The organism is Brevundimonas sp. M1A4_2e, from assembly GCF_053345555.1.
On record NZ_JBKFAI010000002.1, the window covers coordinates 355758 to 380892 of the forward strand.

Annotated in this window: 22 protein-coding genes; 10 read left to right on the forward strand and 12 right to left on the reverse strand. The window is 69.5% G+C overall.

The features are described 5' to 3' along the window. Window positions 1–137: 137 nt before the first annotated feature. The 8 genes from ACLBV5_RS06300 to dsbD all read right to left on the reverse strand — a co-directional run bounded on the left by ACLBV5_RS06300 (window position 138) and on the right by dsbD (window position 7248). Window positions 138–956 carry an HpcH/HpaI aldolase/citrate lyase family protein gene (locus ACLBV5_RS06300; protein WP_447605141.1) on the reverse strand — a complete coding sequence of 273 codons (819 nt, stop codon included), beginning with the start codon at window positions 954–956 and terminating at the stop codon, window positions 138–140. Next, complete coding sequence (locus ACLBV5_RS06305; RefSeq protein ID WP_447605142.1) at window positions 956–1633, reverse strand: SDR family NAD(P)-dependent oxidoreductase; 678 nt, start codon at window positions 1631–1633, stop codon at window positions 956–958. The genes ACLBV5_RS06300 and ACLBV5_RS06305 overlap by 1 nt, the downstream gene beginning before the upstream one ends. 63 nt (window positions 1634–1696) lie before the next feature. After that, window positions 1697–2590 (reverse strand): ROK family protein, encoded by an 894-nt coding sequence (locus tag ACLBV5_RS06310; protein WP_447605143.1) that lies wholly within the window; start codon window positions 2588–2590, stop codon window positions 1697–1699. 257 nt (window positions 2591–2847) lie between these two features. After that, on the reverse strand, window positions 2848–3345 hold the full coding sequence (locus ACLBV5_RS06315; protein WP_392354124.1) for a GAF domain-containing protein: 498 nt from the start codon (window positions 3343–3345) through the stop codon (window positions 2848–2850). Window positions 3346–3448: 103 nt separating this feature from the next. After that, window positions 3449–3586, reverse strand: coding sequence for a hypothetical protein (locus tag ACLBV5_RS06320; RefSeq protein ID WP_167309484.1), 138 nt, complete (start codon window positions 3584–3586; stop codon window positions 3449–3451). Between the two features lie 133 nt (window positions 3587–3719). Next, entirely contained in the window at window positions 3720–4364 is a 645-nt protein-coding gene (locus tag ACLBV5_RS06325) for a DsbA family protein (protein ID WP_253122757.1), read from the reverse strand. Window positions 4365–4501: 137 nt separating this feature from the next. Continuing rightward, window positions 4502–5296 carry a prolipoprotein diacylglyceryl transferase family protein gene (locus ACLBV5_RS06330; RefSeq protein WP_447605144.1) on the reverse strand — a complete coding sequence of 265 codons (795 nt, stop codon included), beginning with the start codon at window positions 5294–5296 and terminating at the stop codon, window positions 4502–4504. Further along, window positions 5293–7248, reverse strand: a complete 1956-nt coding sequence (gene dsbD / locus ACLBV5_RS06335; RefSeq protein ID WP_447605145.1) for a protein-disulfide reductase DsbD — start codon at window positions 7246–7248, stop codon at window positions 5293–5295. Before dsbD ends, ACLBV5_RS06330 begins: the two co-directional genes overlap by 4 nt. Before the next feature lie 62 nt (window positions 7249–7310). Between dsbD and ACLBV5_RS06340 the strand changes: the two genes are divergently transcribed. After that, window positions 7311–7964, forward strand: a complete 654-nt coding sequence (locus tag ACLBV5_RS06340) for a response regulator transcription factor (protein WP_392354119.1) — start codon at window positions 7311–7313, stop codon at window positions 7962–7964. Beyond that, the gene (locus ACLBV5_RS06345; RefSeq protein WP_447605146.1) at window positions 7961–9280 is read left to right on the forward strand and encodes an ATP-binding protein; all 1320 of its coding nucleotides are present in this window, start codon (window positions 7961–7963) and stop codon (window positions 9278–9280) included. Before ACLBV5_RS06340 ends, ACLBV5_RS06345 begins: the two co-directional genes overlap by 4 nt. Window positions 9281–9344: 64 nt before the next feature. Here ACLBV5_RS06345 and ACLBV5_RS06350 read toward each other — a convergent pair whose 3' ends face one another. Next, entirely contained in the window at window positions 9345–9518 is a 174-nt protein-coding gene (locus ACLBV5_RS06350) for a DUF1328 family protein (RefSeq protein WP_025977645.1), read from the reverse strand. A 195-nt stretch (window positions 9519–9713) separates the two neighbouring features. Here ACLBV5_RS06350 and ACLBV5_RS06355 point away from each other — a divergent pair, with 195 nt between their 5' ends. Beyond that, window positions 9714–12179: a zinc-dependent metalloprotease gene (locus tag ACLBV5_RS06355; protein WP_447605147.1), complete on the forward strand. Its 2466-nt coding sequence runs from the start codon at window positions 9714–9716 to the stop codon at window positions 12177–12179. A gap of 53 nt (window positions 12180–12232) precedes the next feature. Beyond that, entirely contained in the window at window positions 12233–14029 is a 1797-nt protein-coding gene (locus ACLBV5_RS06360; RefSeq protein ID WP_447605148.1) for a DUF885 domain-containing protein, read from the forward strand. Between the two features lie 34 nt (window positions 14030–14063). On the opposite strand, the gene ACLBV5_RS06365 is transcribed toward ACLBV5_RS06360, so the two are convergent. The 3 genes from ACLBV5_RS06365 to ACLBV5_RS06375 all read right to left on the reverse strand — a co-directional run bounded on the left by ACLBV5_RS06365 (window position 14064) and on the right by ACLBV5_RS06375 (window position 16546). Continuing rightward, the gene (locus ACLBV5_RS06365) at window positions 14064–14384 is read right to left on the reverse strand and encodes a YdeI/OmpD-associated family protein (RefSeq protein WP_447605149.1); all 321 of its coding nucleotides are present in this window, start codon (window positions 14382–14384) and stop codon (window positions 14064–14066) included. A 100-nt stretch (window positions 14385–14484) separates the two neighbouring features. Then, window positions 14485–15891: a sensor histidine kinase gene (locus ACLBV5_RS06370; protein WP_447605150.1), complete on the reverse strand. Its 1407-nt coding sequence runs from the start codon at window positions 15889–15891 to the stop codon at window positions 14485–14487. After that, window positions 15869–16546 carry a response regulator gene (locus ACLBV5_RS06375; protein ID WP_208542125.1) on the reverse strand — a complete coding sequence of 226 codons (678 nt, stop codon included), beginning with the start codon at window positions 16544–16546 and terminating at the stop codon, window positions 15869–15871. The genes ACLBV5_RS06370 and ACLBV5_RS06375 overlap by 23 nt, the downstream gene beginning before the upstream one ends. A gap of 119 nt (window positions 16547–16665) precedes the next feature. Between ACLBV5_RS06375 and ACLBV5_RS06380 the strand changes: the two genes are divergently transcribed. Genes ACLBV5_RS06380 through ACLBV5_RS06405 form a run of 6 tightly spaced genes read left to right on the forward strand, consistent with a single transcriptional unit; the run spans window position 16666 to window position 25130 of the window. Next, entirely contained in the window at window positions 16666–17934 is a 1269-nt protein-coding gene (locus ACLBV5_RS06380; RefSeq protein WP_447605151.1) for an isochorismate synthase, read from the forward strand. Further along, window positions 17931–19559 (forward strand): (2,3-dihydroxybenzoyl)adenylate synthase, encoded by a 1629-nt coding sequence (locus ACLBV5_RS06385; RefSeq protein ID WP_447605152.1) that lies wholly within the window; start codon window positions 17931–17933, stop codon window positions 19557–19559. The genes ACLBV5_RS06380 and ACLBV5_RS06385 overlap by 4 nt, the downstream gene beginning before the upstream one ends. Next, window positions 19556–20203, forward strand: a complete 648-nt coding sequence (locus ACLBV5_RS06390; RefSeq protein WP_313633173.1) for an isochorismatase family protein — start codon at window positions 19556–19558, stop codon at window positions 20201–20203. The genes ACLBV5_RS06385 and ACLBV5_RS06390 overlap by 4 nt, the downstream gene beginning before the upstream one ends. Next, window positions 20200–20463: a phosphopantetheine-binding protein gene (locus ACLBV5_RS06395; protein WP_024353927.1), complete on the forward strand. Its 264-nt coding sequence runs from the start codon at window positions 20200–20202 to the stop codon at window positions 20461–20463. Before ACLBV5_RS06390 ends, ACLBV5_RS06395 begins: the two co-directional genes overlap by 4 nt. A 9-nt stretch (window positions 20464–20472) precedes the next feature. Next, on the forward strand, window positions 20473–24363 hold the full coding sequence (locus tag ACLBV5_RS06400) for an amino acid adenylation domain-containing protein (RefSeq protein ID WP_313633172.1): 3891 nt from the start codon (window positions 20473–20475) through the stop codon (window positions 24361–24363). Then, entirely contained in the window at window positions 24360–25130 is a 771-nt protein-coding gene (locus ACLBV5_RS06405; RefSeq protein WP_025977634.1) for a 2,3-dihydro-2,3-dihydroxybenzoate dehydrogenase, read from the forward strand. The genes ACLBV5_RS06400 and ACLBV5_RS06405 overlap by 4 nt, the downstream gene beginning before the upstream one ends. Window positions 25131–25135: the final 5 nt, after the last annotated feature.

The window sequence follows — 25135 nt, forward strand, 5'->3', positions numbered from 1 at the left end:
AGCCTGACGGATGAGGGGTGTGTGCGGTCCCCTATCCGAAAAGGGCTCCAAGCGACGCCGCCAATCTTCCGCCGTCGCGCCGACACCCCTCATCCGAGCGCCTCCGGCGCCCACCTTCTCCCACAAGGGGAGAAGGGTCAGAGGTCGGCCAGAAGGGCCTGCGCCTGCCCCAGATGCAGCCGCTCCACCATCTCGCCCTCGACGCGGATGACGCCCAGCCCCGCGGCTTCGGGCGTGGCGAAAGCGGCGACGACCTTGCGCGCCCATTCCACCTCCTCGACCGACGGGCCGAACGCCGCGTTGGCCCTCTCGATCTGCGAAGGGTGGATCAGGCTCTTGCCATCGAAGCCATACAGCCGCCCTTGCGCGCACTCGGCGGCGAACCCCGCCTCGTCCTGAATGCGGTTGAACACCCCGTCGATGACGCTCAGCCCGTTGGCTCGCCCATGGGCCACGACCGCCGCCAGCCAGGGCTTCAGCGGCTCGCGGTCGGGCGAGGCGCCGGTCTTCAAATCCTTGGCCAGGTCGTTGACGCCCAGCATGAGGCCGCTCAGCGCGCCGTCCGCTTCGGCGATCTCGCCAAGGTCCACCAAGGCGCGCGGCGTCTCGATCATGGCCCACAGGGCGGCGCCGGGGCGCATTCCCTCCGACAGGGCGTGGACCATGGCCGCGCTCTTGACCTTGGGCGCGACGATCAGGTCGACGGGCGCGTCGCGCAGGGCCTTCAGGTCGTCGGCGCCCCAGGGGGTGTCCAGGCCGTTGATCCGCACGCCCAGCCGGGGGCCGAAGCCGCCTTCGCGCGCCGCCGCGACGGCAGTGGCGCGCGCCTCGGCCTTCATCTCGGGCGCGACCGCGTCCTCCAGGTCCAGCACCGCCACGTCGCAGGGCAGGGTGCGGGCCTTCTGCACCGCCCGCGCATTGGACGCAGGCAGATAGAGGACGCTGCGCGCCCGCATCAGACCTTGCCCGTGACGGGGATCAGGGCCCCCGTGACCGCCCGCGCCTCGGGCGAGGCCAGGAACAGGATGACCGCCGCCAGGTCGGCCGGCGCGACCCACTTCGACGGATCGGCGTCGGGCATGTCGGCGCGGTTGGCCGCCGTGTCGATGATGGAGGGCAGGACGGCGTTGACCGTCACCGAGGTCGACTTCAGCTCCTCGGCCAGAGCCTCGGTCAGGCGGTGGACCCCGGCCTTGGAGGCGGCGTAGGCGCCCATGCCGTGCCCGGCCTTGATCGCCCCGTTGGCGCCCACGTTGACGATGCGCCCCTCGGCCGAGGCCTTCAGATGGGGCAGGGCGGCGCGGCTGGCGTTCAGCGTCGTCTTGAGGTTGAGGGCGTGCATCCGGTCGAATTCGTCGCCGTCGCCCTCGACTGGGCTCCAGACGAAGCCGCCGGCGATGTTCAGCAGGGCGTCCAGACGGCCGAAGCGGGCGACGACGGCGTCGATTGCGCTCTTGGCCTGGGCGGGGTCGGTCAGGTCGACGCCGCCGACCTCCAGCACGCCTTCGGGGACGGCGTGGCCGCTGGCGTGGTCGATGACGGCGACGGTCCAGCCTGCGGTCAGCGCGGCCTCGACCACGGCGCGGCCCAGGGCGCCGTGCCCGCCGGTGAGTGCTGCAACCCGTTCGCCCATCGTCTCGCTCCTGAATGGTTCGGCGCGGACCATAGCGGGGCGCGCGGCCCAATCAATCAGGGATCAATCGTCCCACAGCCGCGCGGCGCCGCGCACCCCTGAGGAATCGCCCCACTTCGCCGGAACGATCCGTCCCTCCCAGTGGTCGGAGAAGACATGGCGGGCCACGACCTGCGGCAGGCGATCGTAAAGCTCGCCCACATTCGACATCCCGCCGCCCAGCACGAAGAGCTCCGGGTCGGCCAGATTGACCACCATGGCCAGCCCGCGCCCCAGCCGGTCGATGTAGCGCTCAAGCGCGGCGGCGGCCTGCACGTCGCCCTTGCGGGCGGCGTTGATGATGGCCTGCGCCTTCCACGCCCGCCCGGTCGCAGCTTCATGATCGCGCTGGAAGCCCGTCCCGGACACCCAGGTCTCCAGACAGCCGCTCAGGCCGCACCAGCAGGCGGGGCCGGGCGCTTCGTCCGCTGCGGGCCAGGGCAGGGAGATGTGGCCGATCTCGGCGGCGACCCCGTGCGCACCCTCGACCAGCTTGCCGTCGATGACCAGGCCTCCGCCGCAGCCGGTGCCGAGGATGACGCCGAACAGGCTGGCGGCGCCCGCGCCTGCGCCGTCGGCGGCCTCCGACAGGGCCAGGCAGTTGGCGTCGTTGGCCAGCCGCACCGGGCGGCCGAGCGCGGCCTGCAGATCCTCGGCGAAGCGGCGGCCGTTCAGATAGGTGGAGTTGGCGTTGCGGATCAGACCGGTGCGCGGCGAGGGCGATCCGGGAATGGCCAGGCCGACCGAGCGCGCCGGCCCTGCCTCGGCCTCGACCCGGCGCACCAGGTCGGCGACCAGGGCCAGGGCGGCGTCATAGCTCCCGGGGTTGGGCTCCCGGATGCGCGCGGCGAAGGCGCCGGCCGCGTCCAGCGCCGCCGCCTCGATCTTGGTGCCGCCGAAGTCGATTCCGATCCTCATGCGAGGGAGGTAGCACGCGCGGGGGGCAGGCGTCGTGTGCGGAGCCCTCTCCCAATGGGAGAGGGCTTGAGCCTCCAAGAGCCGAAGGCGATTGGTATAGGCGAAAGGGAGAGGGTTCGCGGGGGAAGTCGGCCGAAGGCCGTCGCGCCACGGCTTACGCCGACTGACGAGACAAACCCCTCACCCTTTCGCGCAAGGACGATCGCTAGCGCTCTCGTGCGCTCAAGCCCTCTCCCGTCGGGAGAGGGTGAATGCCCTCAGCTCGCGCCGAACACCTTGGCCATCAGCCGCTCCAGCGCCTCGGCGTCCACGGCGTCGAAGGCCGCCTTCTCGGTCGCGTCCACGTCCAGCACGGCGATCAGGCCGCCCGCCGCGTCCAGCACCGGGACCACGATCTCGCTGGCCGAGCGGCTGTCGCAGGCGATGTGGCCGGGGAAGGCGTGGACGTCCTCGACCACCTGGGTCTGGCGCGTCTTGGCCGCCGCGCCGCAGACGCCGCGCGCGAAGGGGATGCGCAGGCAGCCCAGCGTCCCCTGATAGGGGCCGACCACCAGCTCCTCGTCCTTGGCCGCGTCCACCACGTAGAAGCCGGTCCAGAAGAAGGCCGGGAAGGCGTCGGCCAGCATCGACGCCACGGTGGCCATGCGCGCGGTCAGGTTCGACTCCCCGTCCAGCACGGCCATAATCTCGGCCTCGACCTCGGCATAGCGTTCGGCCTTGTCGGCGGGGCGGTCGTCACGGGCGACGTAGGACATGAAGCAGGCTCGGCGAAATCAGGACAGGTTGAACGCGCCGCGATCGAGCCGCGGCGTGTCGGCAACATAGGTCTTTGCCGCCGGATCGAAAGGGGGGCGGGCGTCAGTCCTCTGGGGGACCGTCGGGCTCGCCGTCCTGATCCTTGTCCGCAGCGCGCCGAGGTCCAGTGATCGCGCGATCCAGCCCGGTGAGCAGGACCGCCAGCAACAGAACGCCGAAGAAGAAAAGGCCAAGGTTCATGTGGTTCAGAACGGTCTTTGGTTTGCCGAGGTTCCCCTGAACGCGGCGCAGGGGAAGCGGGATCGGCGAGGCGCTCGGCGTCTTCCGCGCCGCGCCGAAACCCGGGCCGCTTATGGAGCCTTCGCCTCTTGAATCAGCGCAGCGGCTGACCGGAGCGGATGCGGGCGATCACGGCCTCCAGCTGGGCCTGGGGGATTCCGCCAGGGATCAGATTGCCGTTGATGACGAAGGCCGGCGTGCCGTTAAGGGCGAGGGCGGCGGCCTCTCGGCTGTTGAGCAGCAGGACGGCGTCGATGTCCTCGCGATGGGCGGCCAGGTCGCGGTCCAGCTGCTGCATGTCGACACCGGCTTCCGTGGCGAGCTGACGCGCCTTCTGATTGGTCTGGATGCGATCCGGCGCGCTCATGAAGGCGTTGTGCACCGCGTGGTATTTGTCCTGATAGCCGGCGGCCAGCGCGATGCGCGCCAGGTTCTCGGACACCGGGCCGAAGATCGGCCATTCCTTGTACAGCACCCGCACCTTCGGATCGGCTTCCATCAGGCCGTTGAGCTCCGGGATCATCATTTTGCAGTAGGGGCAGTTGTAATCCATGAAGCCGATGATGGTGATGTCGGCCTGTTCGGCGCCGATGAAGGGCGTCGCCGGATTCTTCAGAAGGTCGCTGAAGCCGACCTCTGCGATCATGGGCATGTCCTGCGCGGCGCTGGCGTCGGCCGGACCACAGGCCGCCAGGCTCATCGTCGCGGCGATCATCAGGGCGAGCGCGGGCTTGTTCATGATCAGACTTCTCCGGGTGATGTGACGGCCATCCAGGGCCATGATCTTGGCGAGGCGCGCGCCTCAAAGGTGTGGGCTTCGTCCACGCCCGGTCTTAAGTCAGGCTTAAGACGCAGACGGGTCTGGGATGTTTCGTTTCAGTCCAGTCGCGCGATTTCGGCGGCGATGCGCTCCGGCCCGATCTCGCCCAGATGCGCCTTGGCCAGCCGTCCGTCGCTTCCAAGGAAGAAGGTGATGGGCAGACCGACCGTGCCGTAGTGGCGCGGCAGATCCATGTGCGGGTCAAGCAGGACATGCTCCAACGTCAGGCCCTCGCGCGACAGATAGGTCCGCACCGTCGCTTCGCCCTCGCCCTGATTGACGAACAGGAAGCGCACGTCGGGATGGGCCTTCTGGGCGGCGGCCAGGGCCGGCATCTCGCGGCGACAGGGCGGGCACCAACTGGCCCAGACGTTGATGACTGTCGGGCGACCGGAGGGCGCGGCCAGGTCGAGCGGGGCGCCGTCCAACTGCGCCAGGGTGATTTCGGCGGGAGGCAGGGGCTCGGTCGCGGACGCCAGCTGATGCGCCGCGACCCAGGCCAGGGCGCTGACGGCGACGGGGGCCAGAGCCCAGGCGCGTTCCCTGGCGGTTTTTAGCAGCACCGCCGTCGCCAGCACGACGACTGGGATGACCCAAAGCCAGGCGAACCCGCCCTGCCAGACGGCGAAGGCGCGCAAGGGGTCGGCCTGAAAGTGCGGCCAGTTGGCGGCCACATAGGCCAGACGCGCGACCAGAACGCCGCCGAAGACGACGACAGTGCTCCATGCGTTGAAGCGGATGCTCACCCGGCTGGCCAGAAGGCCCGAGCCGATGACGAAGACGAAGATGCCGATGATGATGGAAAGCCGCTCGCCGGACAGGACGAGGGGGCCGAGCTCTAGCGCGTTCATCGGGCGGCCTGCGTGCTGTCGAGCGAGGCCAGCACCTTGCTCACGGTGGTCTTGCCGACAAGACGGGTGGACGCGGGCTCCTGCGATGCGGGGGACAGGAAGATCAGCGTCGGGGGGCCGACCACGCCGTAGGTCTTCATCAACTGGCGCGTTTCCGGGGTATTGTTCGTCACATCAACCTTGATCAGATCGACGTTCTGCAGGGCGGCGAAAACCTGGCCGTCGACGAAGACGTCCCGGTCCATCTGCCGACAGATGACGCACCAGTCGGCGGTGAAGTAGATCATGGCCGGGCGAGAGCGGGCGCCTGCATCGCTAATGGCGCGCTCCAGCCCGGCGGGGTCAACGACCACGGCGGCCGGGACCGGCGCCGCCCCAGGCCCGGCGTCGCCGGGCGCCGAGCGGGATGCGATCGGGGCCAGCGGGCGCCAGGGATCGGCGGCGCCCATGCTGAGGCCGATCAGAAGCATGATCCCCCAGGCGGCGACGGCTAATCCGGCGGCGCGGGCGAGCCCCGCCGGACGGCTGGTCGCGGGGCCGCTGAACAGGCCAAGGGCGGCGGCGGCGGCCAGAGCCAGCATCGCGCCCAGCGCCAGCACGACGGTCGGCGGCAGGATGCGGCTCGCCAGCCACCATGCCATGCCCAGGAAGATGAAGCCGAACAGGGTCTTCACCCGATCCATCCAGGCCCCGGCCTTGGGCAGGAAGCGGGCGCCGGCCGTGCCGAAGACGATCAGCGGCGCGCCCTTGCCCAGCCCCAGGGCGAACAGAGCGGCCGCGCCGAGCCCGGCTTCGCCGGTCTGGGCGATGTAGAGCAGGGCGCCCGCCAGCGGGGCGGTCACGCAGGGACCGACGATCAGGGCCGAGGCGAAGCCCAGCCCGGCGGCCGACCCGACGGAGCGCCGCCCGGTCCCGGTGTCGCGCGAAAAACGGCTGGTCCAGGCGGACGGCAGTTGCAGCTCGAAACCGCCGAACATCGAGGCGGCCAGTAGCAGGAAGATGATCGACAGGGCGCCGACGGCCCAGACCGATTGAAGCGCCATCTGCAGATTCTGACCGGACCAGGCGGCGACGACGCCCAGCAGGCCGAAGGCCGTGGCCAGTCCCAGGACATAGGCCGTGGAGAGCACCAGCCCGCGCTGGGTCCCGCGGCCATCGACGCCCCGTCCGATCACGCCGGCCAGGATCGGATACATGGGGAAGACGCAAGGCGTGAAGGCCAGCAATACGCCGAAACCGAAGAAGGCCAGCAGGACCCAAGCGAACCCTCCCTGATCCGCCAGCCGATCGACGAAGCCTGCGTTCTGGTCCAGCCGGACGGCGGGCGCGGGCGCTGCATCGGCGGCTTCAGCGACAAGGGATGCTTCGGGCTCTGAAACCGGCGAGGCGGCAGGGGCAGGCTGGGCCTCGGGCGCAGGCGGCGCCTTCAGGGCCAGTGCGGCGGCCGGTTCGGCAGGGGGCTGGGCCGCGCCGTCCCCGGCCTGTCTTGCCGCGCGCGGCAGGGCGGGAACCGTAACGGTCCGCGTGGTCGGCGGATAGCAGATCGAGTCTTCCTTGCACCCCTGATAGGTGATGTTGATCGAGCCCGGCGCGCCCGCGCGCTCCAACGTCGCCGCCGACAGGCGCGCCCGTCCGGCCGAGCGCCAGATGTCGACCACGCCGAAGCCGGGGTCGTCCTTCTTCTCGCCGGGCTGCAACTGCAGGCTGAGGCTCTCCTCGCCGCCCGGCGCCGTGGCGACGGTGTGATCCCGATAGAGGTAATGCCCCGCAGCTATGGTCCAGCGGAAGGCCAGATCGCCGTTGGTCTCACGCGAAACCTTGAGCGTGAAGGCCTGGTCCGGGGACAGGAAGGACTGGTCCAGGGCCGGGAAGGCCTGGGCGCGCCCGACAGCCGGGGCGGCCAGCATCAGGGCGAACAGGATCGCCAGAAGGCGCCAGGAAATGAACTTCATGCGTCACGGGTCGGCGTAAGAGCTTAAGTCAGGCTTAAGCCGGGCGGCGGAAGGCATAAGGCATGAGACTGCTCATAGTGGAAGATGATCCGGTACTTTCGGACGGCCTTCAGGTCGGCCTGACGGCTTGCGGCTGGACGGTCGAGGCCACGACGCGCATCGAGGACGCCCTGGCTGCGCTTGAAAGCTCGGCGTTCGAAGCTGTCGTCCTGGACCTCAATCTGCCCGATGGCGACGGTCTTCAAGTCCTGCGCTTCGTGCGACAGCGCGACATGGACGTCGGGGTGGTCATTCTGTCGGCGCGCGACGAAAGCCGGGATCGGATCGGCGGTCTGGACGCGGGCGCCGACGACTATGTGGGCAAGCCGTTCGATCTGGACGAACTGGCGGCGCGGCTGCGGGCTGTGCGGCGTCGGCTGCTGGGGCGGTCGCGCCCGGCTCTGACTTACAAGGACGTTACGCTGGACCCGAAGGCGCGGCTGGCCTGGCGCGGCGAAGAGGATTTGCCGCTGTCGCGCCGCGAGTTCGCCATCCTGGAGGCTCTGATGGAAAGGCCGTCGGCTGTGCAGTCGCGGAGCCAGCTGGAAGAGCGTCTGTATGGCTGGCAGGAGGAGATCGGCTCTAATGCCGTGGAGGTTCACGTCCACCACCTGCGGGCCAAGCTGGGTTCCGCCTTCATCCGCACGGTGCGCGGCGTGGGATACACCCTGCGATGACCTCCATCCGGCTTAGATTGTTCGCCATTCTGGCCGTTGTGACCGCATTGGTATGGGGCGCAGCGGTGGTCTGGGTGGAGGTCCATACCCGCCATGAGGTCCAGCGCGTGCTGGACCGGCGTCTGATGGAATCGGCGCGCATGGTCTCGTCCCTGATGCGCACGGGCGAGATGACGCCGGTGGCGAGCCCGGCCCTGCCGGGGCCTGTTCCGGCCTATGACCGGCAGCTGTCGTGTCAGATCTGGACCATGAACGGCGAGTTGATCGCGCGCTCCCAGAACGCCCCCGCCGAGAGCCTGGCGCCGGACGAAGACGGCTTTTCAGAGCGGGTGATCGAAGGCGAGCGCTGGCGGGTCTACACCGTCAATGCGCCCGAGGGCGGCTATCGGGTGATGGTCGGCGACAGTCTGACGATCCGCGAGCATCTGGTCAGCAGCGTGGTCGCGGGTTTGCTCGGCCCGGCGGCCCTGGGGTTGGCGGCCCTGGGCGTGCTGATCTGGTGGTCGGTGGGGGCTGGGCTGCGGCCGGTCCGCCAAATGACCCGCATCCTCACCGAAAGGGACGCTGACGACCTGTCGCCAATCGGCGTGGCGCCCGGAGTGTCTGACCTTCAGCCCTTCGTGCAGTCTCTGGACGCCCTGATGGACAGGGTGCGCGCGGCCCGATTACGGGAGACGGAGTTCACGGCCGCCGCCGCGCATGAGTTGCGCACGCCGCTGGCGGGGCTGCGTATCCAGGCCCAGATCGCCGCCGCGACCCGAGACGAACGAACGCGCCGACATGCGCTGGAGCAGATTCAGGTCTCGGTAGACCGAACCGCGCGTCTGGTCGCCGGCCTGCTGGCCCTCGCGCGGGAGGATGTGACCGCCATCGACGATCGCGAAAAGCGGTGGACGGGGCTGGCGGCGCCTTTCCAGGCTCAGGGGCCGGAACCCCGCCTTGAGGCGCCGCAGGGCGGGATGGAGGTCTTCGCCGAGCCTGACCGTTTCAATCTGGTGGCGGCCAATCTGATGGCGAACGCGCAACAGTTCGCCCGCAGCCGCATCCGCGTGTCGGCTGAAGGAGAGGGGCCGTCCGCCGTCATCGCCATTGATGACGACGGCCCCGGCGTCGCCGCCGCTGATCTTGAGAGGCTGGGCCAGCGATTTTTCCGACCGGCAGGCAGCCCCGGCGGCGGCAGCGGACTGGGCCTGTCGATCGTGGCGTCGGCGATGAAGGCGCACGGGGGCGAGGTTCGCTTCGTTCCCTCGCGGTTGGGCGGCTTGCGGGTGGAACTGCGCGGTCTGCCGGTCAGGACGCGACCGGAACACAGCTGAAAAGCGACCGCCGCCCCTCCGGCGGACGGGCGGCTGCTTGCAGGCCAGCGTTCAAGGCCGGATTTTAGGTGATTTTCTTGGCCACTGTGAAGCCAAGCACCAGGAAGATCGCAAAGATGATCAGCGCCAGAACAGCCAGGAATTTGGCGATGCCCGCCGCGGCGCCCGCGATGCCGCCGAAGCCCAGCAGGCCGGCCACTATGGCGATAATGGCGAAGATGATGGCCCATTTGATCATGTCGTTCTCCTTCGTACCCGAGCGCAACGGGAGGGGACGCTGAGGGTTCCGCCTGGCTTGGCCGTTGGCAAAACAGGAAGCCGCTTGCCTATCGGATATCCAGATACATTATTCGATCGAGGCGCGCCTTCGGCTTGCGCTTGCGGGCGTTCAGTGTTCTGAACGCCCTGTTAAAACCGTCGGAGGGGGAAGCCGATGTTACGCAAGGTTCTGCTGGCGAGCGTCGCCGGTCTGGTGATGTTCGGGGCGTCGGCTCAGGCGACAGCGCAGTCTACGCCCCCGACAGCGGCGGCCACAGCCGCCTGGCAGGACGGCCTGTTCGGCGTGCGGCTGGACCGGGAGAAGGGGCGGGTTCTGGCGCGTCTGTCGCCGCCGGACGCTGAGGGCGTGATCGGGCGATACCTTTATCAGCCGGGGCTGTCGGCGGGACTGGGCATGGACAATGCGGGGCTGGACCGCTCGGGTCTGGGCCAGACGCAGATCGTGGCCTTCCACAAGGTCGGCGGCCGGGTGTTCGCCCGGTTCGAGAATCACCGCTTCCGCGCCTTTGACGCCAGCGACGACGAACAGAGGGCGGTCGCCGCCTCCTTCGCCCCCTCGACCGTCTGGGCGACGGATGTGATCGAGACAGGCGCCGACGGCTCGGTGGTCGTCGATCTGTCCGGCTTCCTGACCCGCGATGCGGTCAATATCGCCGGGCGACTGAAGCGGGCCAGCCTCGGTTCGTTCAAGCCGGCGCAGGATCTGGGGCATCTGGCGCTGGATCAGACCCTGGTCTTCCCCGACAACGTCGAACTTCAGACTGTCCAGACCTTCACCAGCGACGAGCCGGGCGGCGAGCTGTTGCGCATCGCGCCGGATTCGCGCGCCGTCACCCTGACGGTCCAGCACTCCTTCATCCGTCTGCCGGACGACGGCTTCCAGCCCGTGCCGCACGATCCGCGCGGCGGCAGCGTCGGCCAGGCGATGGCCGTCGACTTCGCCGCGCCTCTGGATCTGCCGGTGATGAAGCGGATGGCGCGCCGCTTCCGGCTGGAGAAGACCGATCCCTCGGCCGCCCGTTCGCCGGTCAAGAAGCCGATCGTCTTCTACGTCGACCGGGCCGCGCCGGTCGCCATCCGCGAAGCCCTGATCGAGGGCGGCAATTGGTGGGCGCAAGCCTTTGAAGAGGCGGGGTATCAGAACGCCTTCCGGGTCGAGGTGCTGCCTGAAGGGGCGCATCCGATGGACGCACGCTACAGCATCATCGCCTGGGTCCACCGCGAGACGCGCGGCTGGTCCACCGGCAGCACCGTCAGCGATCCGCGCACCGGCGAGATCGTGCGCGGCGTCGTGCAACTGGGCTCGCTGCGGGACCGGCAGGACAAGATGATCATCGAGGGCCTGGTCGGCGCCGCCCGCGCCGGAACGGGCGGCGAAGATGATCCCGACCGTCTCGCCTATCACCGCCTGCGCCACCTGTCGGCGCACGAGATCGGCCACTCCATCGGCCTGGCCCACAACTTCGCGGCCTCGACCTATGAGGGGCGCGCCTCGGTGATGGACTATCCGGCGCCCTGGGTGATCGCCGACGGCGACCGGCTCGACTTCAGCCAGGCCTATACGACCGGCGTCGGGGCCTGGGACCGCTACGCCATCGACTGGCTGTATGGCGATGCGCCGGGCCGGGACCCGCAGGCGCGTCGCCTGGCCCTGGCCGCAGAGGCGCAAGCCAAGGGTTATCGCTTCGTCGGCGACGGCGACACCCGTCCCCTGGGCAGCCTGCAGCCCTACGGCGCCATGTGGGACAACGGCGAAGACCCGGTGGCCGAGTTCGCCAACACTCTGGCGGTGCGCCGCATCGCCCTGTCGCGTTTCGGCCTGGGCAATCTGCCGGCGGGGGCGCCGGCGGCGGACCTGCGCCGGGTCATTGTGCCTATCTATCTGTATCACCGCTATCAGACCACGGCGGTCGGGCGTCAGATCGGCGGCGTGGACTACAGCTACGCCGTCAGCGGCGCCGGGCATGAGCGGGCCGAGGTCGTGCCCGCCGACAAGCAGCGCGCGGCGCTGGAGGCCCTGATGCAGGCGCTGTCTCCGGCCGAGTTGGACCTCAGGGACGACCTGATCGACCTGCTGTCCTCGGTCCAGTCGGGCAATCCGGATCGCCAGACCCAGATCGAGCTGTTCGAGGGCAAGACCGACGCCGTGTTCGACCCGTCCTCGGCGGCGGCTGCAGCGACCGAGGTGGTGTTCGAGACCCTGCTGGCGCCCGAGCGGGTGAATCGTCTGATCGAACAGCAGCGCCGCGATCCGGGCCAGCTGGGCCTGGTCGAGACGCTGGATCGGGTGGCGCTGGCCGTCGGCCCGGGCGCCGTCCTCAGCTCGCGACAGGCCGAGCTGCGGCGCGTGGCCCGCGCCCGCTACGCCGCCCATCTGTCGGCCCTGATGCAGGGCAAGGACCTGTCATCGACCGCTCAGGGCGTGGTGCGAGACAGCGCCCGCCGCTTCGGCGAACAGTTGAAACGCTGCCGTGGCGATCGGCTGGAGACGGCGCAGTGCGCCTATCTGGCCGACGCCCTGACAGGACCGGTCGAGGGGCTGAAGGCGCTCAGCGCGACCCTTCCGGTCGCTCAGCCGGTTCCGCCGGGTGCGCCGATCGGCGGCGGCGAGTGGCATTGACGCAGGCCCAGGCTTCGGCCGACGCCCGCGCTGGTAAGAATAGGAACAGTATCATGAGAACCCTGCTGCTGACGGCCTGCGCCGTTTCGTCCCTTCTGGTCGCGTCGGTGCCGGCGGCGGCGTTCGCCGCCGAGGCCTCCCCGTCCGCCGTGCCGATGCAGCAGGCCGGAGCGCGGCTGAAGGCGCTCTATGAGGCGGAAACGGAAACCAGCATGGCCCGCACCGGCCGGGTCAAAGGCGCTGACGGCGAGTATGGCCCGGCCGACCGTCTGGCCGACGTCAGCCCGGCGGCCCAGCAGCAGCGCCTGACCTATGTGCGCGAGCTGTTGCAGCAACTGGACGGCATTTCTCTGGACGAACTGTCGGACGAGGACCGCATCAACGCCGCCGTCTTCCGCACCAATCTGGAGCACGCCCTGATCGACGGTCAGGCCCGCCAGTGGGAGATGCCGTTCAACAGCGACAGCTCTTTCTGGACCTATCTGGACCAGTCGCGCAGCCTGCGCACCGCCGAGGACTACAGCGCCTTTATCTCGCGGATGCGCGACATCCCGCGCTATTTCGACCAGCAGAAGGCCAATATGCGCGACGGTCTGGCGCGCGGGTTCAGCGTGCCGCGCGTGACGCTGGAAGGCCGCGAAGCCTCCATCACCAACTTCATCACCGACACGGCCGAGGCCAACGCCTTTTACGCCGCCTTCCGCCAGATGCCCTCGACCGTTTCGGCGTCCGACCAGGCGCGCCTGCGCGCCGAGGCCGCGACTGTCATCAATGAGGCGGTGATCCCGGCCTATCGGTCGCTGCTGGACTTCTATCTGAACGAGTATCAGCCGCGCGCCCGCACCACCTTGGCGGCCCGCGACATGCCCGACGGCGTCGCCTTCTACGAATCCCAGGTCCGCAAATATACGACGCTGGAACTGAGCGGCGAAGAGATCCACCAGATCGGCCTGTCCGAGGTCGCCCGCATCCAGGCCGAGATGCGCCAGACGATGGCCGACGCGGGCTTCACCGGCTCGTTCGACGAGTTCCTGCATTTCCTGCGCACGGATCCGCAGTTCTACGCCAAGACGCCGGACGAGCTGATGATGGTGTCGGCCTGGGTCGCCGTGCGGGCCGATGGCGAGATCGGCAAGCTGATCGGCAAGCTGCCGCGCCGTCGCTACACCATCATTCAGGTGCCTGAGGCGCTGGCCCCCTTCTACACGGCGGGGCGCGGCGGGCTGGAAGCCTGCCAGATGAACACCCATAACCTGCCTAGCCGGCCGCTGTACAACATCCCGGCCCTGACCCTGCACGAATGCGCGCCGGGCCACAGCTTCCAGATGGCGCTGGCCGAGGAGCAGGACGCAGGGCCGACCTTCCGTCGCCACACCTACTTCTCCGGCTATGGCGAGGGCTGGGGCCTCTATACGGAATGGCTGGGCGTCGAGATGGGCATCTATCGCACGCCCTACGAGAACTTCGGCCGCCTCAGCTACGAGATGTGGCGCGCGGCGCGTCTGGTGATCGACACCGGCGTGCACCTGAAGGGCTGGTCGCGCGAACAGGCCATCGACTATCTGGCGGGTCACACCGCCCTGTCGCGCCACGAGGTCGAGACCGAGGTGGACCGCTACATCAGCTGGCCTGGTCAGGCCCTGTCCTACAAGCTGGGCGAGCTGACCATCCGCCGCCTGCGCGGCGAGGCCGAGGTCGCCCTGGGCGAGCGTTTCGATCCGCGCCCGTTCCACGACGAAATCCTGGCTTTGGGTTCGGTGCCGCTGAACACGCTGGAGGAGCATATGCGCGCCTTCATCGCGCGCGGCGGCAAACCCGCTGAGACGGCCAAGGCGGTCGCCGCTCAATAAATACGGGCGACAGACGAAAGAAGGCGAGGGCGCGTCAGGGCTTGGACGCGCCCTTAGTCTTCTGGTCGATCAGAACGGCCTGCTGCCATCGGCTGGGGGTCTTGTCGGTGCGATGGATGCAGCCCGCCCAGCAGCAGGGACGGCGCTTGCCCTCTCGCAGTTCCTCTACGGTCCGCCGGATGCGTCGCTGGCGCGTGGCAGGTTGTTTGGCGTCATCGACCCAGCAGATGAACTCGTTACGGCCCAGCGGGGTCAGGTTTCGCCACAGGTCGAAGACCTCGTCGTCTGCTTTCAGGGCGTCCTGAAGGTCGGCGGCCGCCTGATGCACGGTTCCCTGCGGAAAACCGTCTGGCATGAGTGGCCTCCTGGAGCTTGCGACCGATCTGTCGGCCTCTCGGGAATATAAGGGGGAAGCCGATCGCGACCGCAAGATCGGGGCGCGCGCCAGACGAGACTTAAGCCTTCGCAGTGGTGAGGGGCAGCGCCAGCTCCACCGCCAGTCCCGGCTGATTGTCGTCCAGTCGAAGCTCGCCGCCATGGGCCCGCGCGACGGCCGCCACCATGGCCAGACCCAGACCTGCCCCGGACGTATGGTCGCTCGCGCCCTGATCCAGGCGATAGAAGCGGCGCAGGACCTTGTCGCGCTCGGTTTCCGGCACGCCGGGGCCGTGGTCGGCGATGCGGATGATCGCCCGGCCGCCCTCGCTGGTCGTGGATACCTCGATCTGCCCGCCGCCGTGGAAGACGGCGTTCTCGATCAGATTGGCCAGCGCCTGTTGCAGCAGGGCAGGGTCGGCCTCGATCGTTCCTGTTGGGGCCAAGGCGATGATCAGGCGCCCGCCCGCCTCTTCGACGAAGGGGCTGTAGATGTCTGCCACCGTGGCGGCCAGGGCGGCGAGATCCAGCCGTTCGGTCTGCAAGGCGGCGTCGTCGCTCTCGATCCGCGCCAGGGTCAGCAAGGCCTCGAACAGGGCGCTGACCTGGTCCGTTTCTTCAAGCGCGCGCTCGACAGCGGCTTCGCGCGCCTTGGCGTCATCCAGATTGGCGGCCAGGTCCTCCAGCCGGTGGCGAACCCGGCTCAGCGGCGCGCGCAGTTCGTGGGCCACGCCCTCGGACAGGGTCTTCAGCGTCGTCAGCGCCGCCTCCTGCCGGTCCAGCATCCGGTTGAGGTTGGCCGACAGCTCATTGAACTCCCGCCCCAGGCCGACGGCGGGCAGGCGGGCCGAATCCTGACCGGCGATGATGCGGCCGACCGCCTGATTGACGTCCTCCAGCCGCCGCAGGAACAGCCGGCCGGCGAACCAGCCTCCGGCCAGGGCCAACAGGATCAGCACGATCCCGCTCATCAGGGCATAGCGGCGGATGCCGCCGCGCAGTTCGTCCAGATGCTGGATGTCGCGTCCGACCGCCAGCAGGCCGCCGTCGGACGCCCGCGCGCTCAGCGTCAGCATGTTCGGCGTCTGGTCGGGCCAGCGGGCGGGACGCGCCTTGTTCGGCAGGTTGCGGCGAAAGCCGGTCTCATTGACCGCCAGCCGCGTCAGACCGTTGGAGAAGGTGCGGCCGTCCGGCGCCTCCACCAGCAGCAGATAGCGCCGGGCGTCGCGGTTGCGGGCCTCGGCGTTCAGCTCCTGCACCAGTTGGGCCGTGCCGTGCCGGTTGGCGTCGGCCCGCATGACGTCCATCTGGTGGTTCAGCCCGTCGCGGACCTCGGCCTCGGCGAAGCGCATCAGCCCATAGTCCACGCCCGCGATCATCCCCGCAGCGCCCAGGCCGAACAGGAGCGAGAAGGCGGCGGCGTAGCGCAGGCTGGCGGTGGACCAGACGGAGGGGCGCTTCGGCTCAGTCCGGGGCCTTGAGGACATAGCCCACCCCCCGGATGGTGTGGATCAGCTCCTGATCGAAGCCGCGATCGACCTTGGCGCGCAGGCGGCTGATGTGGGCGTCGATCAGATTGGCGCGCGGGTCGAAGTGGAAGCCCCACAGGCTTTCCAGCAGCATGGTGCGCGTCACCGCGTGACCGGCGTTGCGGGCCAGCCGCTCCAGCAGTTTGAACTCATGCGGGGTCAGGTCCAGCGTCCGGCCCGCGCGGGTCGCCCGGTGGGCGGCGACGTCGACCTCAAGATCCGCCACGCGATGCCGCGTCGATGTCTCGGCCAACGGCGGGCGGCGCACCAGGGCCTGAAGCCGTGCGCTCAGCTCGCTGAAGGCGAAGGGCTTGACCAGATAGTCGTCGGCGCCCGCGTTCAACCCCGCCACCCGATCGTCCACCGAACCTAGCGCCGTCAGCATCAGCACCGGCGTCTTCAGCCCGCCTGCGCGCATGGCCTGGACGGCCTCCAGGCCCGGCAGGCCAGGCATCATACGGTCCACGACAAGGGCGTCGTACTGGCCCTCCATCGCCATGTGCAGGCCCGTCTCTCCATCGCCGGCTTCATCGACGATGTGCCCCTGCTGGCGCAACCCTTCGGCCACGAAGGCGCGGGTTCGGGCATCATCGTCAATGACTAGCATTCGCATGAGCGCCCTTCTAAACCTCTGCGGCGAAACGACCAGACCGGCTTGGAATTAATCTGGCCGCAAGACAACGCGAAGGTTGCTCCGCTATAGGCCGATTGTTGCGAATGATATGCAACAGCTTGAGTGCAGCAGGGATCAGCATGGAGTTGAGAGTAGCGGAGTTTTGGGGCGCGCCCGATCTGTCGGTTCAGATCGGCGGCGGCGCATCCGAACGGCAAGAGGCCGCCGCTCCCAAGGACGACATGGACTGGGCCTTTGGACTGAGCACGCCGGAGCTCCGCCTTTTCACCACCGGTCTGAGGCAGCGCCTGACGCCGGGGCCGGCGGCGACGCTGGGGGCGCGCGTGCGCGGCTTCTTCGCTGATCTGCCCGTCCCGCCGGAAACCGATGAGCCGTCGCCGCGCCTGCTGGTCGGCGCGCTTCCGTTCGACCGCCGCGCCGACGACTGCCTGTTCCTGCCCGAGCGCGCCGCCAACCGTATCTGGGATGTGCGCTCGAGCGCGCCGCGCCCCTCGATCCGCGCCCTGACGCCCGAGCCCTCGCGCGCGGCCTATGAGGCGGCGGTGAGGCAGGCGCTTGCGGCCATGCGCGCTTCTCACGGCGGCGCTGAACCGATCAATAAGGTGGTGCTCTCGCGCAGCCTGAAGGTTCAGGGCGACGGCGCGATCGACCCCTTCACCCTGTGGCGCGACCTGAAGGCCGACCCGACCGCCGCGCGCTTCCTGACGCCGCTGGGCGAGGGCGCTGGCGGGGCGATGCGCCGTCTGGTCGGCGCCACGCCGGAACTGTTGGTCTCCAAGCGCGGGCCCGCCGTCTTCTCTCACCCCCTGGCCGGGTCGGCGCGTCGCAGCGTCGACGTGGTGCAGGACGAGGCGGCGGCGCAGAGCCTTTTGGCTTCGGACAAGGACCGCCGCGAACACGCCCTTGTGGTCGAGGCCATCATGGATCTGCTGGCGCCCTATTGCAGCGACCTGCGCGCGCCGCCGGGACCGGCGCTCGTCTCGACCCGGACCATGTGGCACCTGGGCACGCGCATCGAGGGGCGGCTGCATCGCCCCGATGAAACCTCCGCCGCCGAACTGGCCGCCCTGCTGCATCCGACGCCGGCCGTCTGCGGCTCGCCGCGCGACCGGGCGGCTGAGATGATCCGCGCGCTTGAAGGCTATGACCGGGGCTTCTATGCCGGGGCCGTGGGCTGGACCAACGCCTTCGGCGACGGCGCATGGTACGTCTCGCTGCGCTGCGCCGAGACGTGCGGCGATCAGGCGCGTCTCTATGCCGGGGCGGGCGTTGTCGAAGGCTCCGACCCCGCCGCCGAGGCGGACGAGACGTCAGGTAAGTTCCAGGCCGTCCTGCGCGCCCTGGGCGTGGATGAGGCGAGCGTATGATTCCCCTGCAGCAGGTCTGGCCGGACGATCTGGCGGCCCTTTATCGCGCCAAGGGCTATTGGCGTGGAGAGACCTTCTCCCAACTGCTGCGCGATCGCGTCGAGGCGACCCCCGACGCCGTCGCCGTGGTCGGCATGGACCAGCGCTGGACCTATGGCGAACTGCTGGAAAAGGCCGAGACGGCCGCTGCCGGGTTCCTGGCGCTGGGGCTGAAGCCGGGCGACCGGGTCGTGGTGCAGTTGCCGAACCTGCCCGAGTTCCTCAGCGTGATCTTCGGTCTGTTCCGGGCCAGGCTGATCCCCGTCTATGCGCTGCCGGCGCACCGCTCGACCGAGATTGTCCACTTCCTGCGCCGGGCCGAGGCCTCGGCCTATGTCGTGGCCGACCGACATGAGGGCTTCGACTACCGCGTCCTGGCCCGCGCCGTTCAGGCCGAGGTTCCCGAACTGCGCCATGTGGTCGTGGTGGGCGAGGCGGAGGAGTTCGCATCCTTCGACGCCTTCCGCGCCGATGCGGCCTCCTTGCCGACCGAGGACGCCGATCCGTCCGACGTCGCCTTCCTGCAGATTTCGGGCGGCTCGACCGGCCTCTCCAAACTGATCCCGCGCACGCACGACGACTATCTGTACAGCGTGCGCGAAAGCGCGGTGATCTCGAAACTCAGCGCGTCCAGCGTCTATCTGACGGCCCTCCCGGCCGCGCATAACTTCCCGATGAGCTCGCCGGGCTATCTGGGCGCCCTCTATGTCGGGGCGACGGTGGTGATGTCGCCGTCGCCGTCGCCGGACGCCTGCTTCCCCCTGATCGAGCGCGAAGGGGTGACGATCACTGGCCTGGTCCCGCCGCTGGCCTTGCTGTGGATGCAGGCGGCGCCGCGAAAGACCCACGACATCTCCAGTCTTGAGGTGCTGTTGGTCGGCGGCGCAAAGTTCCTGCCAGAGGCGGCGCGGCGCGTGCGCGCCGAACTGGGCTGCACCCTGCAACAGGTGTTCGGCATGGCCGAGGGGCTGGTCAACTACACCCGGCTGGACGACCCCGAGAGCTTGATCGTGGAAACGCAAGGACGCCCGATCAGCCCTGACGACGAAATCCTGATCGTCGACGATGCGGGCGCGCCGGTCGCCGAGGGCGAGCCGGGCAACCTGCTGACGCGCGGCCCCTATACGATCCGCGCCTATCACAACGAACCAGCGGCCAATGCGCGGTCCTTCACCGACGACGGCTTCTATCGCACCGGCGACGTGGTGCGCCGCACGCCCGAGGGCTACCTCGTCGTCATGGGGCGGGCCACCGACCACATCAACCGCGCGGGCGAGAAGATCTCGGCCGAGGAGGTCGAGGATCACCTGCTGGCCCACCCGTCCGTGTTCGACGCCGCCGTGGTGTCGGTGCCGGACGACTATCTCGGCGAGCGTATCTGCGCCTTCATCATCCCCAACGGCGCCGCGCCGCGCGGCGTCGAGCTGAAGGCCTGGATGCGCAAGCGCGACATCGCCGACTTCAAGGTGCCGGATCAGATCGTCTTCGTGGAAGACTTCGCCGTGACGGCTGTCGGCAAGGTCAGCCGCCGCGAGCTGCGCGCCGCCCTGCGTAAGCGCATTCTGGAAGACGAGGGCAAGGCGTGACTGCATCAAAGGGCCTGCCCACCGTCCCGGCCTATGCCCTGCCGACCGAGGCGGAGATTCCCGCCTCGCGCGCCCTGTGGACGCTGGAGCATGATCGCGCCGCCCTGCTGGTCCACGACATGCAGCGCTATTTCATGCGCCCCTATGCGCCGGGCGCCGAGCCGCTGCCAGGGCTGATCGCCAACATCGCCCGCCTGATCGCGGCGGCGCGGGCGGCGGGCGTTCCCGTCTTCTACACCGCCCAGCATGGCGATCAGGATCGCCGCGATCGGGGCCTGCAGGCCGACCTGTGGGGACCGGGCATGCGCCGCGCGCCCGAGCATGAAGACATCCTGCCGGAACTGGCCCCGGCGCCGGGCGACTTCCCTCTGGTCAAGCACCGCTACAGCGCATTCCAGCGCAGCAACCTCGAGACGCTGATGCGCGCGCGGGGGCGGGACCAGCTGATCGTCTGCGGCGTCTACGCCCACATCGGCTGCCAGCTGACGGCCGCCGAGGCGTTTCAGCGCGATATCGAACCCTTCTTCGTCGCCGATGCGCTTGGCGACTTCTCGCGCGACAAGCATATGGGCGCGGTGGCCTGGGCCGCCGACACCTGCGCCGTGGCCCTTTCGACGGCGCGCGTTCTGGAACGACTGACATGACCAAGCTGACCCCGCAGGATCTGACGCTGGAGCGCATGCGCGCCGATGTCGCCGCCGTGCTGCACGAAACGCCGGACTCCATTCTGGACGACGACAATCTGATGGACCTGGGCGTCGACTCCTTACGCGCCCTCAACCTGTCGCTGGCGTGGAGCGAGGCCGTGCCGCTGGAGTTCAGCGAACTGGCCGAACACACCACGCTCGCAGGCTGGTGGAGCGTGGTTCAGGCGCGCCTGCGCGCCGCCGGCCACGACGCTTGACCTGACGTCATGGACGACGGACGCATGGCGGCGGCGCTGGAACACCCGCTGACGGAAGCCCAATCCGGCCTGTGGTTCGCCCAGAGGCTGGACCCGGCCAACCCGATCTTCAACACGGCCCACTATCTCGACATCCGGGGCGATCTGGACGTCGAGGCCTTCCGCGCCGCCGTCGATCAGACCGCCGCCGAGGCCGAGGCCCTGTCGCTGCGTTTCGTTGAGAAGTACGGCGAGGTGTTCCAGACTCTCGACCCAGCCCATCGTCCGCTGCTTCAGATCGTCGACGTGTCCGCCGCCGCCGATCCGGTCGCCGAGGCCATGGCCGCTATGCGCCGCGATCACGAGACGCCGCTGGACCCGACGCGCGACCCGCTGGCCGCCAACATCCTGTTCCTGATGGGGCCGCAACGCTTCCTGTGGAGCCTGCGCGTTCATCATCTGGCCACCGACGGCTTCGGCATGGCCCTGCTGACCAACCGCACAGCCGAGCTTTACAACGCCGCGCGCGGCGGCCCGGCGTCCGGTCCGGTCTTCAACCCCATCGCCAAGGTGTGGGAGGAAGACGCCGCCTATCGCGTTTCGGACAAGCGCACGGCCGACGCCGCCTACTGGCGCGAGATCATGGGCGACGCGCCCGAGGTCGCCTCTCTGGCGCCCGGCAAGGCGACGACCGCCCACCGCTTCCACCGCATCGAGCGCGCCCTGCCGCCGCAGGTCACGGCCCGCCTGCGCGCCCGCGCTGACGCCGGGCGCCTGTCCTGGCCCGACGTGTTGACCGCCATCGGCGCCGCCTATGTGCGCCGTTTCTCGGGCGCTGAAGAGGCTGTGATCGGCGTGCCGTGGATGGGGCGCATGGGCAGCGCCTCGGCGCGCACGCCCGCCATGATCATGAACGTCCCGCCGCTGCGCCTGACGCTGGACGAGGACGCGCCGCTGGACGAGCAGCTGATCCTGGCCTCCAAGGCGCTGATCAAGACCCGCCGCCACGGCCGTTATCGCAGCGAGCAACTGCGGCGCGACCTGGGTCTGATCGGCGGGGCGCGGCGTCTGTATGGGCCGCTGGTCAACGTCCTGCCGTTCGACCTGCCGCCGCGCTTTGCGGGACTGGACACGACGCTGAAGGTGCTGGGCACCGGCCCTGTCGACGACATCAGCTTCACCTTCCGCGGCGACGCCGCCCCGGTCCTGACGCTGGAGGTCGACGCCAACCCCGACCTCTACACGCTGGAGGAGGCCGGGGCTCACGCAGAGCGTCTGGCCGCCTTCCTGACCAATGCGCTCCACGCTGAGACGCTGGGCGAGGTTCCCATCGCCACGCCGAGCGAGGCCGTGCGCGAACTGGAAGTCTTCAACGCCACCGCCCATCCCGTGCCTGACACGACGCTGACCGCCCTGCTGGAGGCGGCCATGCAGGCGACGCCGGACGCCTCGGCGCTGACCTTCGGCGAGCAGACCCTGACCTACGCCGAACTGGACCGCCGCACGGCGGCGCTGGCCTCGGCGCTGGCGGCGCGCGGCGTGGGGCGCGAAAGCCTCGTCGCCGTGGCCCTGCCGCGTTCGCTGGAGTTGGTGATCGCGCTTGTCGCGACCCTGCGCGCAGGCGGCGCCTATCTGCCGCTGGATCTGGAGCATCCGGCCGAGCGGATCGCCGCCATCGTCCGCGCCGCCGGGCCGAGCGTCGTGCTGGCTCATGAAGATATCGGCGGCGCGTTTGGCGAGGCCCTGCTGGCGCCCGCCAAATGGCCGCTGGACGGGGCTGCGCCTGCCGTGGCGCAAGCGGGCGATGACGCGGCCTATGTCATCTACACCTCGGGGTCGACCGGCGATCCCAAGGGGGTGCTGGTCGAGCATCGGGCCATCGTCAACCGCCTGCTGTGGATGCAGGCCGAATACGGCATCGGCGCCCACACCCGCATCCTGCAGAAGACGCCCGCCACTTTCGACGTGTCTGTGTGGGAGTTCTTCCTGGCGCTGATTTCCGGCGGCGAACTGGTCGTGGCCCCGCCCGGCGCGCACCGCGATCCGGCCGCCATCGCCGGGCTGATCCGTCGCCATGCGATCACCGACCTGCACTTCGTCCCCTCCATGCTGTCGGCCTTTCTGGCCGATCCGGCGGCCAAGGGGATCACGGTCGCCCACGTCTTCTGCAGCGGCGAGGAGTTGCCCGCCGAACTGCGCGACCGCTTCCATCAGACGGTCAGCGCCGAACTGCACAACCTCTACGGCCCGACCGAGGCGGCGGTGGACGTCAGCTATTGGGCCGCCGGGCCGGAGGATACGTCCCGCCCCATGCCGATCGGCTGGCCGGTGTGGAACACCCGGCTGGTCATCCTGGACGAGCGGCGGCGCCCCGTGGCGCCCGGCATGGGCGGCCACCTGCATCTGGGCGGCGTCCAGTTGGCGCGCGGCTATCTGAACCGGCCCGACCTGACCGAGGCCGCCTTCATCCCCGACCCGCACCATCCGGGCCAGCGCCTGTATCGCACCGGCGACGTGGCGCGCCGGCGCGCCGACGGGGCGGTGGTCTATCTGGGCCGCAGCGACCATCAGGTGAAGATCCGCGGCCTGCGCATCGAACTGGGCGAGATCGAAGCCGCCGTCATCGCCAGCGGTCTGGCGCGCGAGACGGTGGTGCTGGCGCGCGAGGACCGGCCGGGAGAGCGCCGTCTGGTCGCCTATCTGGTCCCGTCCGAGGGCTACAACCCCGCCACGCTGAAGGCGAAGCTGGCCGCGCGCCTGCCTGACTACATGGTCCCCGCCGCCATGGTGGCGCTGGACGCCCTGCCGACGACCTCCAACGGCAAGCTGGACCGCAAGGCGCTGCCCGCCCCGGTGTTCGAGGCCGCAGCGGGCCGGGCGGCCGAGACGCCGACCGAGAAAGTCATCGCCGAACTTTTCGCCGAGACGCTGGGCCGGGCCGAACCGGCGGGCGCGGACGACGACTTCTTCACCCTGGGCGGCGACTCCCTGCTGGCCGTGCATCTGATGATGCTGATCCGCGAGCGGTTGGGGCGCGATCCAGGCCTGGGCGCCCTGTTCGACCGACCGCGCGTGGCGGAACTGGCCGCCCTGATCGACGCGGAGGCGCTGGACTTCGACAACGGGCTGGGCGTCCTGATCCGTCTGGCCGAGGGCGATGCGGCCCTGGCGCCGCTGTTCCTGATCCACCCGGCAGGGGGGCTGTCGTGGGGCTATCGCACCCTGGCGCGCGCCCTGTCGCCGCGCCGCACGGTGTGGGGCGTGCAGTCGCCCGCGCTGGACCCCGATAACGCCTTGCCGGACGGGATCGACGCCCTGGCGTCGGTGTATGTCGATCATATTCTGGCCTTGGGCGCGCCCGGCCCGGTCCATATCGCCGGCTGGTCCGTGGGCGGCATCATCGCCCAGGCGGCGGCGGTCGAGCTGGAGCGGCGCGGGGTCAAGGTCGGCCTGATGGCCATGCTGGATTCCTATCCGGCCGAGTGCTGGCGCGCCGAGCCTGAGCCCGACCCGGTGGACGCCCTGCGCGCGCTTCTGGCCATCGCCGGCTACGACCCGACCCAGTATCCCGAACTGCGCAGCCGTGCGGCCATCCTCGCCTTTTTGAAGGCGGGCGACAGCGCGCTGGGCGGCCTGCCCGAGGCGGCTCTGGACGGGGTCATCCGCGTGGTGATGGACACCAATCGGCTGGTGCGCGAACACCATCACAAGCCTTTCGGAGGCCGCACCACCCACGTCCGCGCGGCTCTGGATCACACGGAGCGCGACCTGACGCCGGGCCTATGGCGCCCCTACGCCGCCGATCTGGACGTGGTCGAGGTTCCCTTCCTGCACCCGCAACTGACCGGCCCGGCGGCGACGGCCCTGATCGCCCCGGCGCTGGACGCCCGCATGACCGCCGCAGAGGATACGACACGATGAGAGACAGCGGACTGTCCGGCCGTCTGGCCCTGGTCACGGGCGCGGGGGGCGGCATCGGCGCGGCCGTGGTGCGCCTGCTGGTCGAGGAGGGCGCGCGCGTGGTCGCCACCGACCTGCCGTCCACCGCACTGTCAGGTCTGGCCTTCCTGAAGGGCGTCCGCATCGAGCCGCTGGACGTATCCGACGGCGCGGCGGTCGAGGCCCTGTTCGAGCGCATCGAGGGCGAGGACGGCCCCATCGACCTGGTGGCCAGCGTGGCGGGCGTCCTGTCCAATGTGACGGTGGATCAGACCTCAGACGCCGAATGGCGCCGAGTCTTCGCGGTCAATACGGATGGGCCTTTCCACCTGGGCCGTGAAGTTTCGCGCCGGATGGGCGAGCGGGGCAAGGGGGCCTTCGTCACCGTCAGTTCCAATGCTGCGGGCGTGCCGCGTCATGCGATGGCGGCCTATGCCGCGTCCAAGGCGGCGGCGACCATGTTCACCCGCTGTCTGGGGCTGGAGTTGGGGCCGAAGGGCGTCCGCTGCAACATCGTCGCTCCCGGCTCGACCCTGACGCCGATGCAGACGGGCATGTGGGCGGATGAAGACGGCGCCGCCCGCGTCATCGCCGGCTCGCCCGAGACGTTCAAGGCGGGCATCCCGCTGCAGAAGCTGGCGACGCCGGAAGACATCGCCGAGGCTGTGGTCTTCCTGCTGTCCGACCGGGCCGCCCACATCACCATGACGGACCTGTACGTCGACGGCGGGGCCACGCTGCGGGCCTGAACTGC

Excerpts from the sequence above, each read along its gene's own strand:
- ACLBV5_RS06300 (WP_447605141.1), bottom strand. The coding sequence starts at position 956 with ATGCGGGCGCGCAGCGTCCTCTATCTGCCTGCGTCCAATGCGCGGGCG.
- ACLBV5_RS06305 (WP_447605142.1), bottom strand. The coding sequence starts at position 1,633 with ATGGGCGAACGGGTTGCAGCACTCACCGGCGGGCACGGCGCCCTGGGC.
- ACLBV5_RS06310 (WP_447605143.1), bottom strand. The coding sequence starts at position 2,590 with ATGAGGATCGGAATCGACTTCGGCGGCACCAAGATCGAGGCGGCGGCG.
- ACLBV5_RS06315 (WP_392354124.1), bottom strand. The coding sequence starts at position 3,345 with ATGTCCTACGTCGCCCGTGACGACCGCCCCGCCGACAAGGCCGAACGC.
- ACLBV5_RS06320 (WP_167309484.1), bottom strand. The coding sequence starts at position 3,586 with ATGAACCTTGGCCTTTTCTTCTTCGGCGTTCTGTTGCTGGCGGTCCTG.
- ACLBV5_RS06325 (WP_253122757.1), bottom strand. The coding sequence starts at position 4,364 with ATGAACAAGCCCGCGCTCGCCCTGATGATCGCCGCGACGATGAGCCTG.
- ACLBV5_RS06330 (WP_447605144.1), bottom strand. The coding sequence starts at position 5,296 with ATGAACGCGCTAGAGCTCGGCCCCCTCGTCCTGTCCGGCGAGCGGCTT.
- dsbD (WP_447605145.1), bottom strand. The coding sequence starts at position 7,248 with ATGAAGTTCATTTCCTGGCGCCTTCTGGCGATCCTGTTCGCCCTGATG.
- ACLBV5_RS06340 (WP_392354119.1), top strand. The coding sequence starts at position 7,311 with ATGAGACTGCTCATAGTGGAAGATGATCCGGTACTTTCGGACGGCCTT.
- ACLBV5_RS06345 (WP_447605146.1), top strand. The coding sequence starts at position 7,961 with ATGACCTCCATCCGGCTTAGATTGTTCGCCATTCTGGCCGTTGTGACC.
- ACLBV5_RS06350 (WP_025977645.1), bottom strand. The coding sequence starts at position 9,518 with ATGATCAAATGGGCCATCATCTTCGCCATTATCGCCATAGTGGCCGGC.
- ACLBV5_RS06355 (WP_447605147.1), top strand. The coding sequence starts at position 9,714 with ATGTTACGCAAGGTTCTGCTGGCGAGCGTCGCCGGTCTGGTGATGTTC.
- ACLBV5_RS06360 (WP_447605148.1), top strand. The coding sequence starts at position 12,233 with ATGAGAACCCTGCTGCTGACGGCCTGCGCCGTTTCGTCCCTTCTGGTC.
- ACLBV5_RS06365 (WP_447605149.1), bottom strand. The coding sequence starts at position 14,384 with ATGCCAGACGGTTTTCCGCAGGGAACCGTGCATCAGGCGGCCGCCGAC.
- ACLBV5_RS06370 (WP_447605150.1), bottom strand. The coding sequence starts at position 15,891 with ATGTCCTCAAGGCCCCGGACTGAGCCGAAGCGCCCCTCCGTCTGGTCC.
- ACLBV5_RS06375 (WP_208542125.1), bottom strand. The coding sequence starts at position 16,546 with ATGCGAATGCTAGTCATTGACGATGATGCCCGAACCCGCGCCTTCGTG.
- ACLBV5_RS06385 (WP_447605152.1), top strand. The coding sequence starts at position 17,931 with ATGATTCCCCTGCAGCAGGTCTGGCCGGACGATCTGGCGGCCCTTTAT.
- ACLBV5_RS06395 (WP_024353927.1), top strand. The coding sequence starts at position 20,200 with ATGACCAAGCTGACCCCGCAGGATCTGACGCTGGAGCGCATGCGCGCC.
- ACLBV5_RS06400 (WP_313633172.1), top strand. The coding sequence starts at position 20,473 with ATGGACGACGGACGCATGGCGGCGGCGCTGGAACACCCGCTGACGGAA.
- ACLBV5_RS06405 (WP_025977634.1), top strand. The coding sequence starts at position 24,360 with ATGAGAGACAGCGGACTGTCCGGCCGTCTGGCCCTGGTCACGGGCGCG.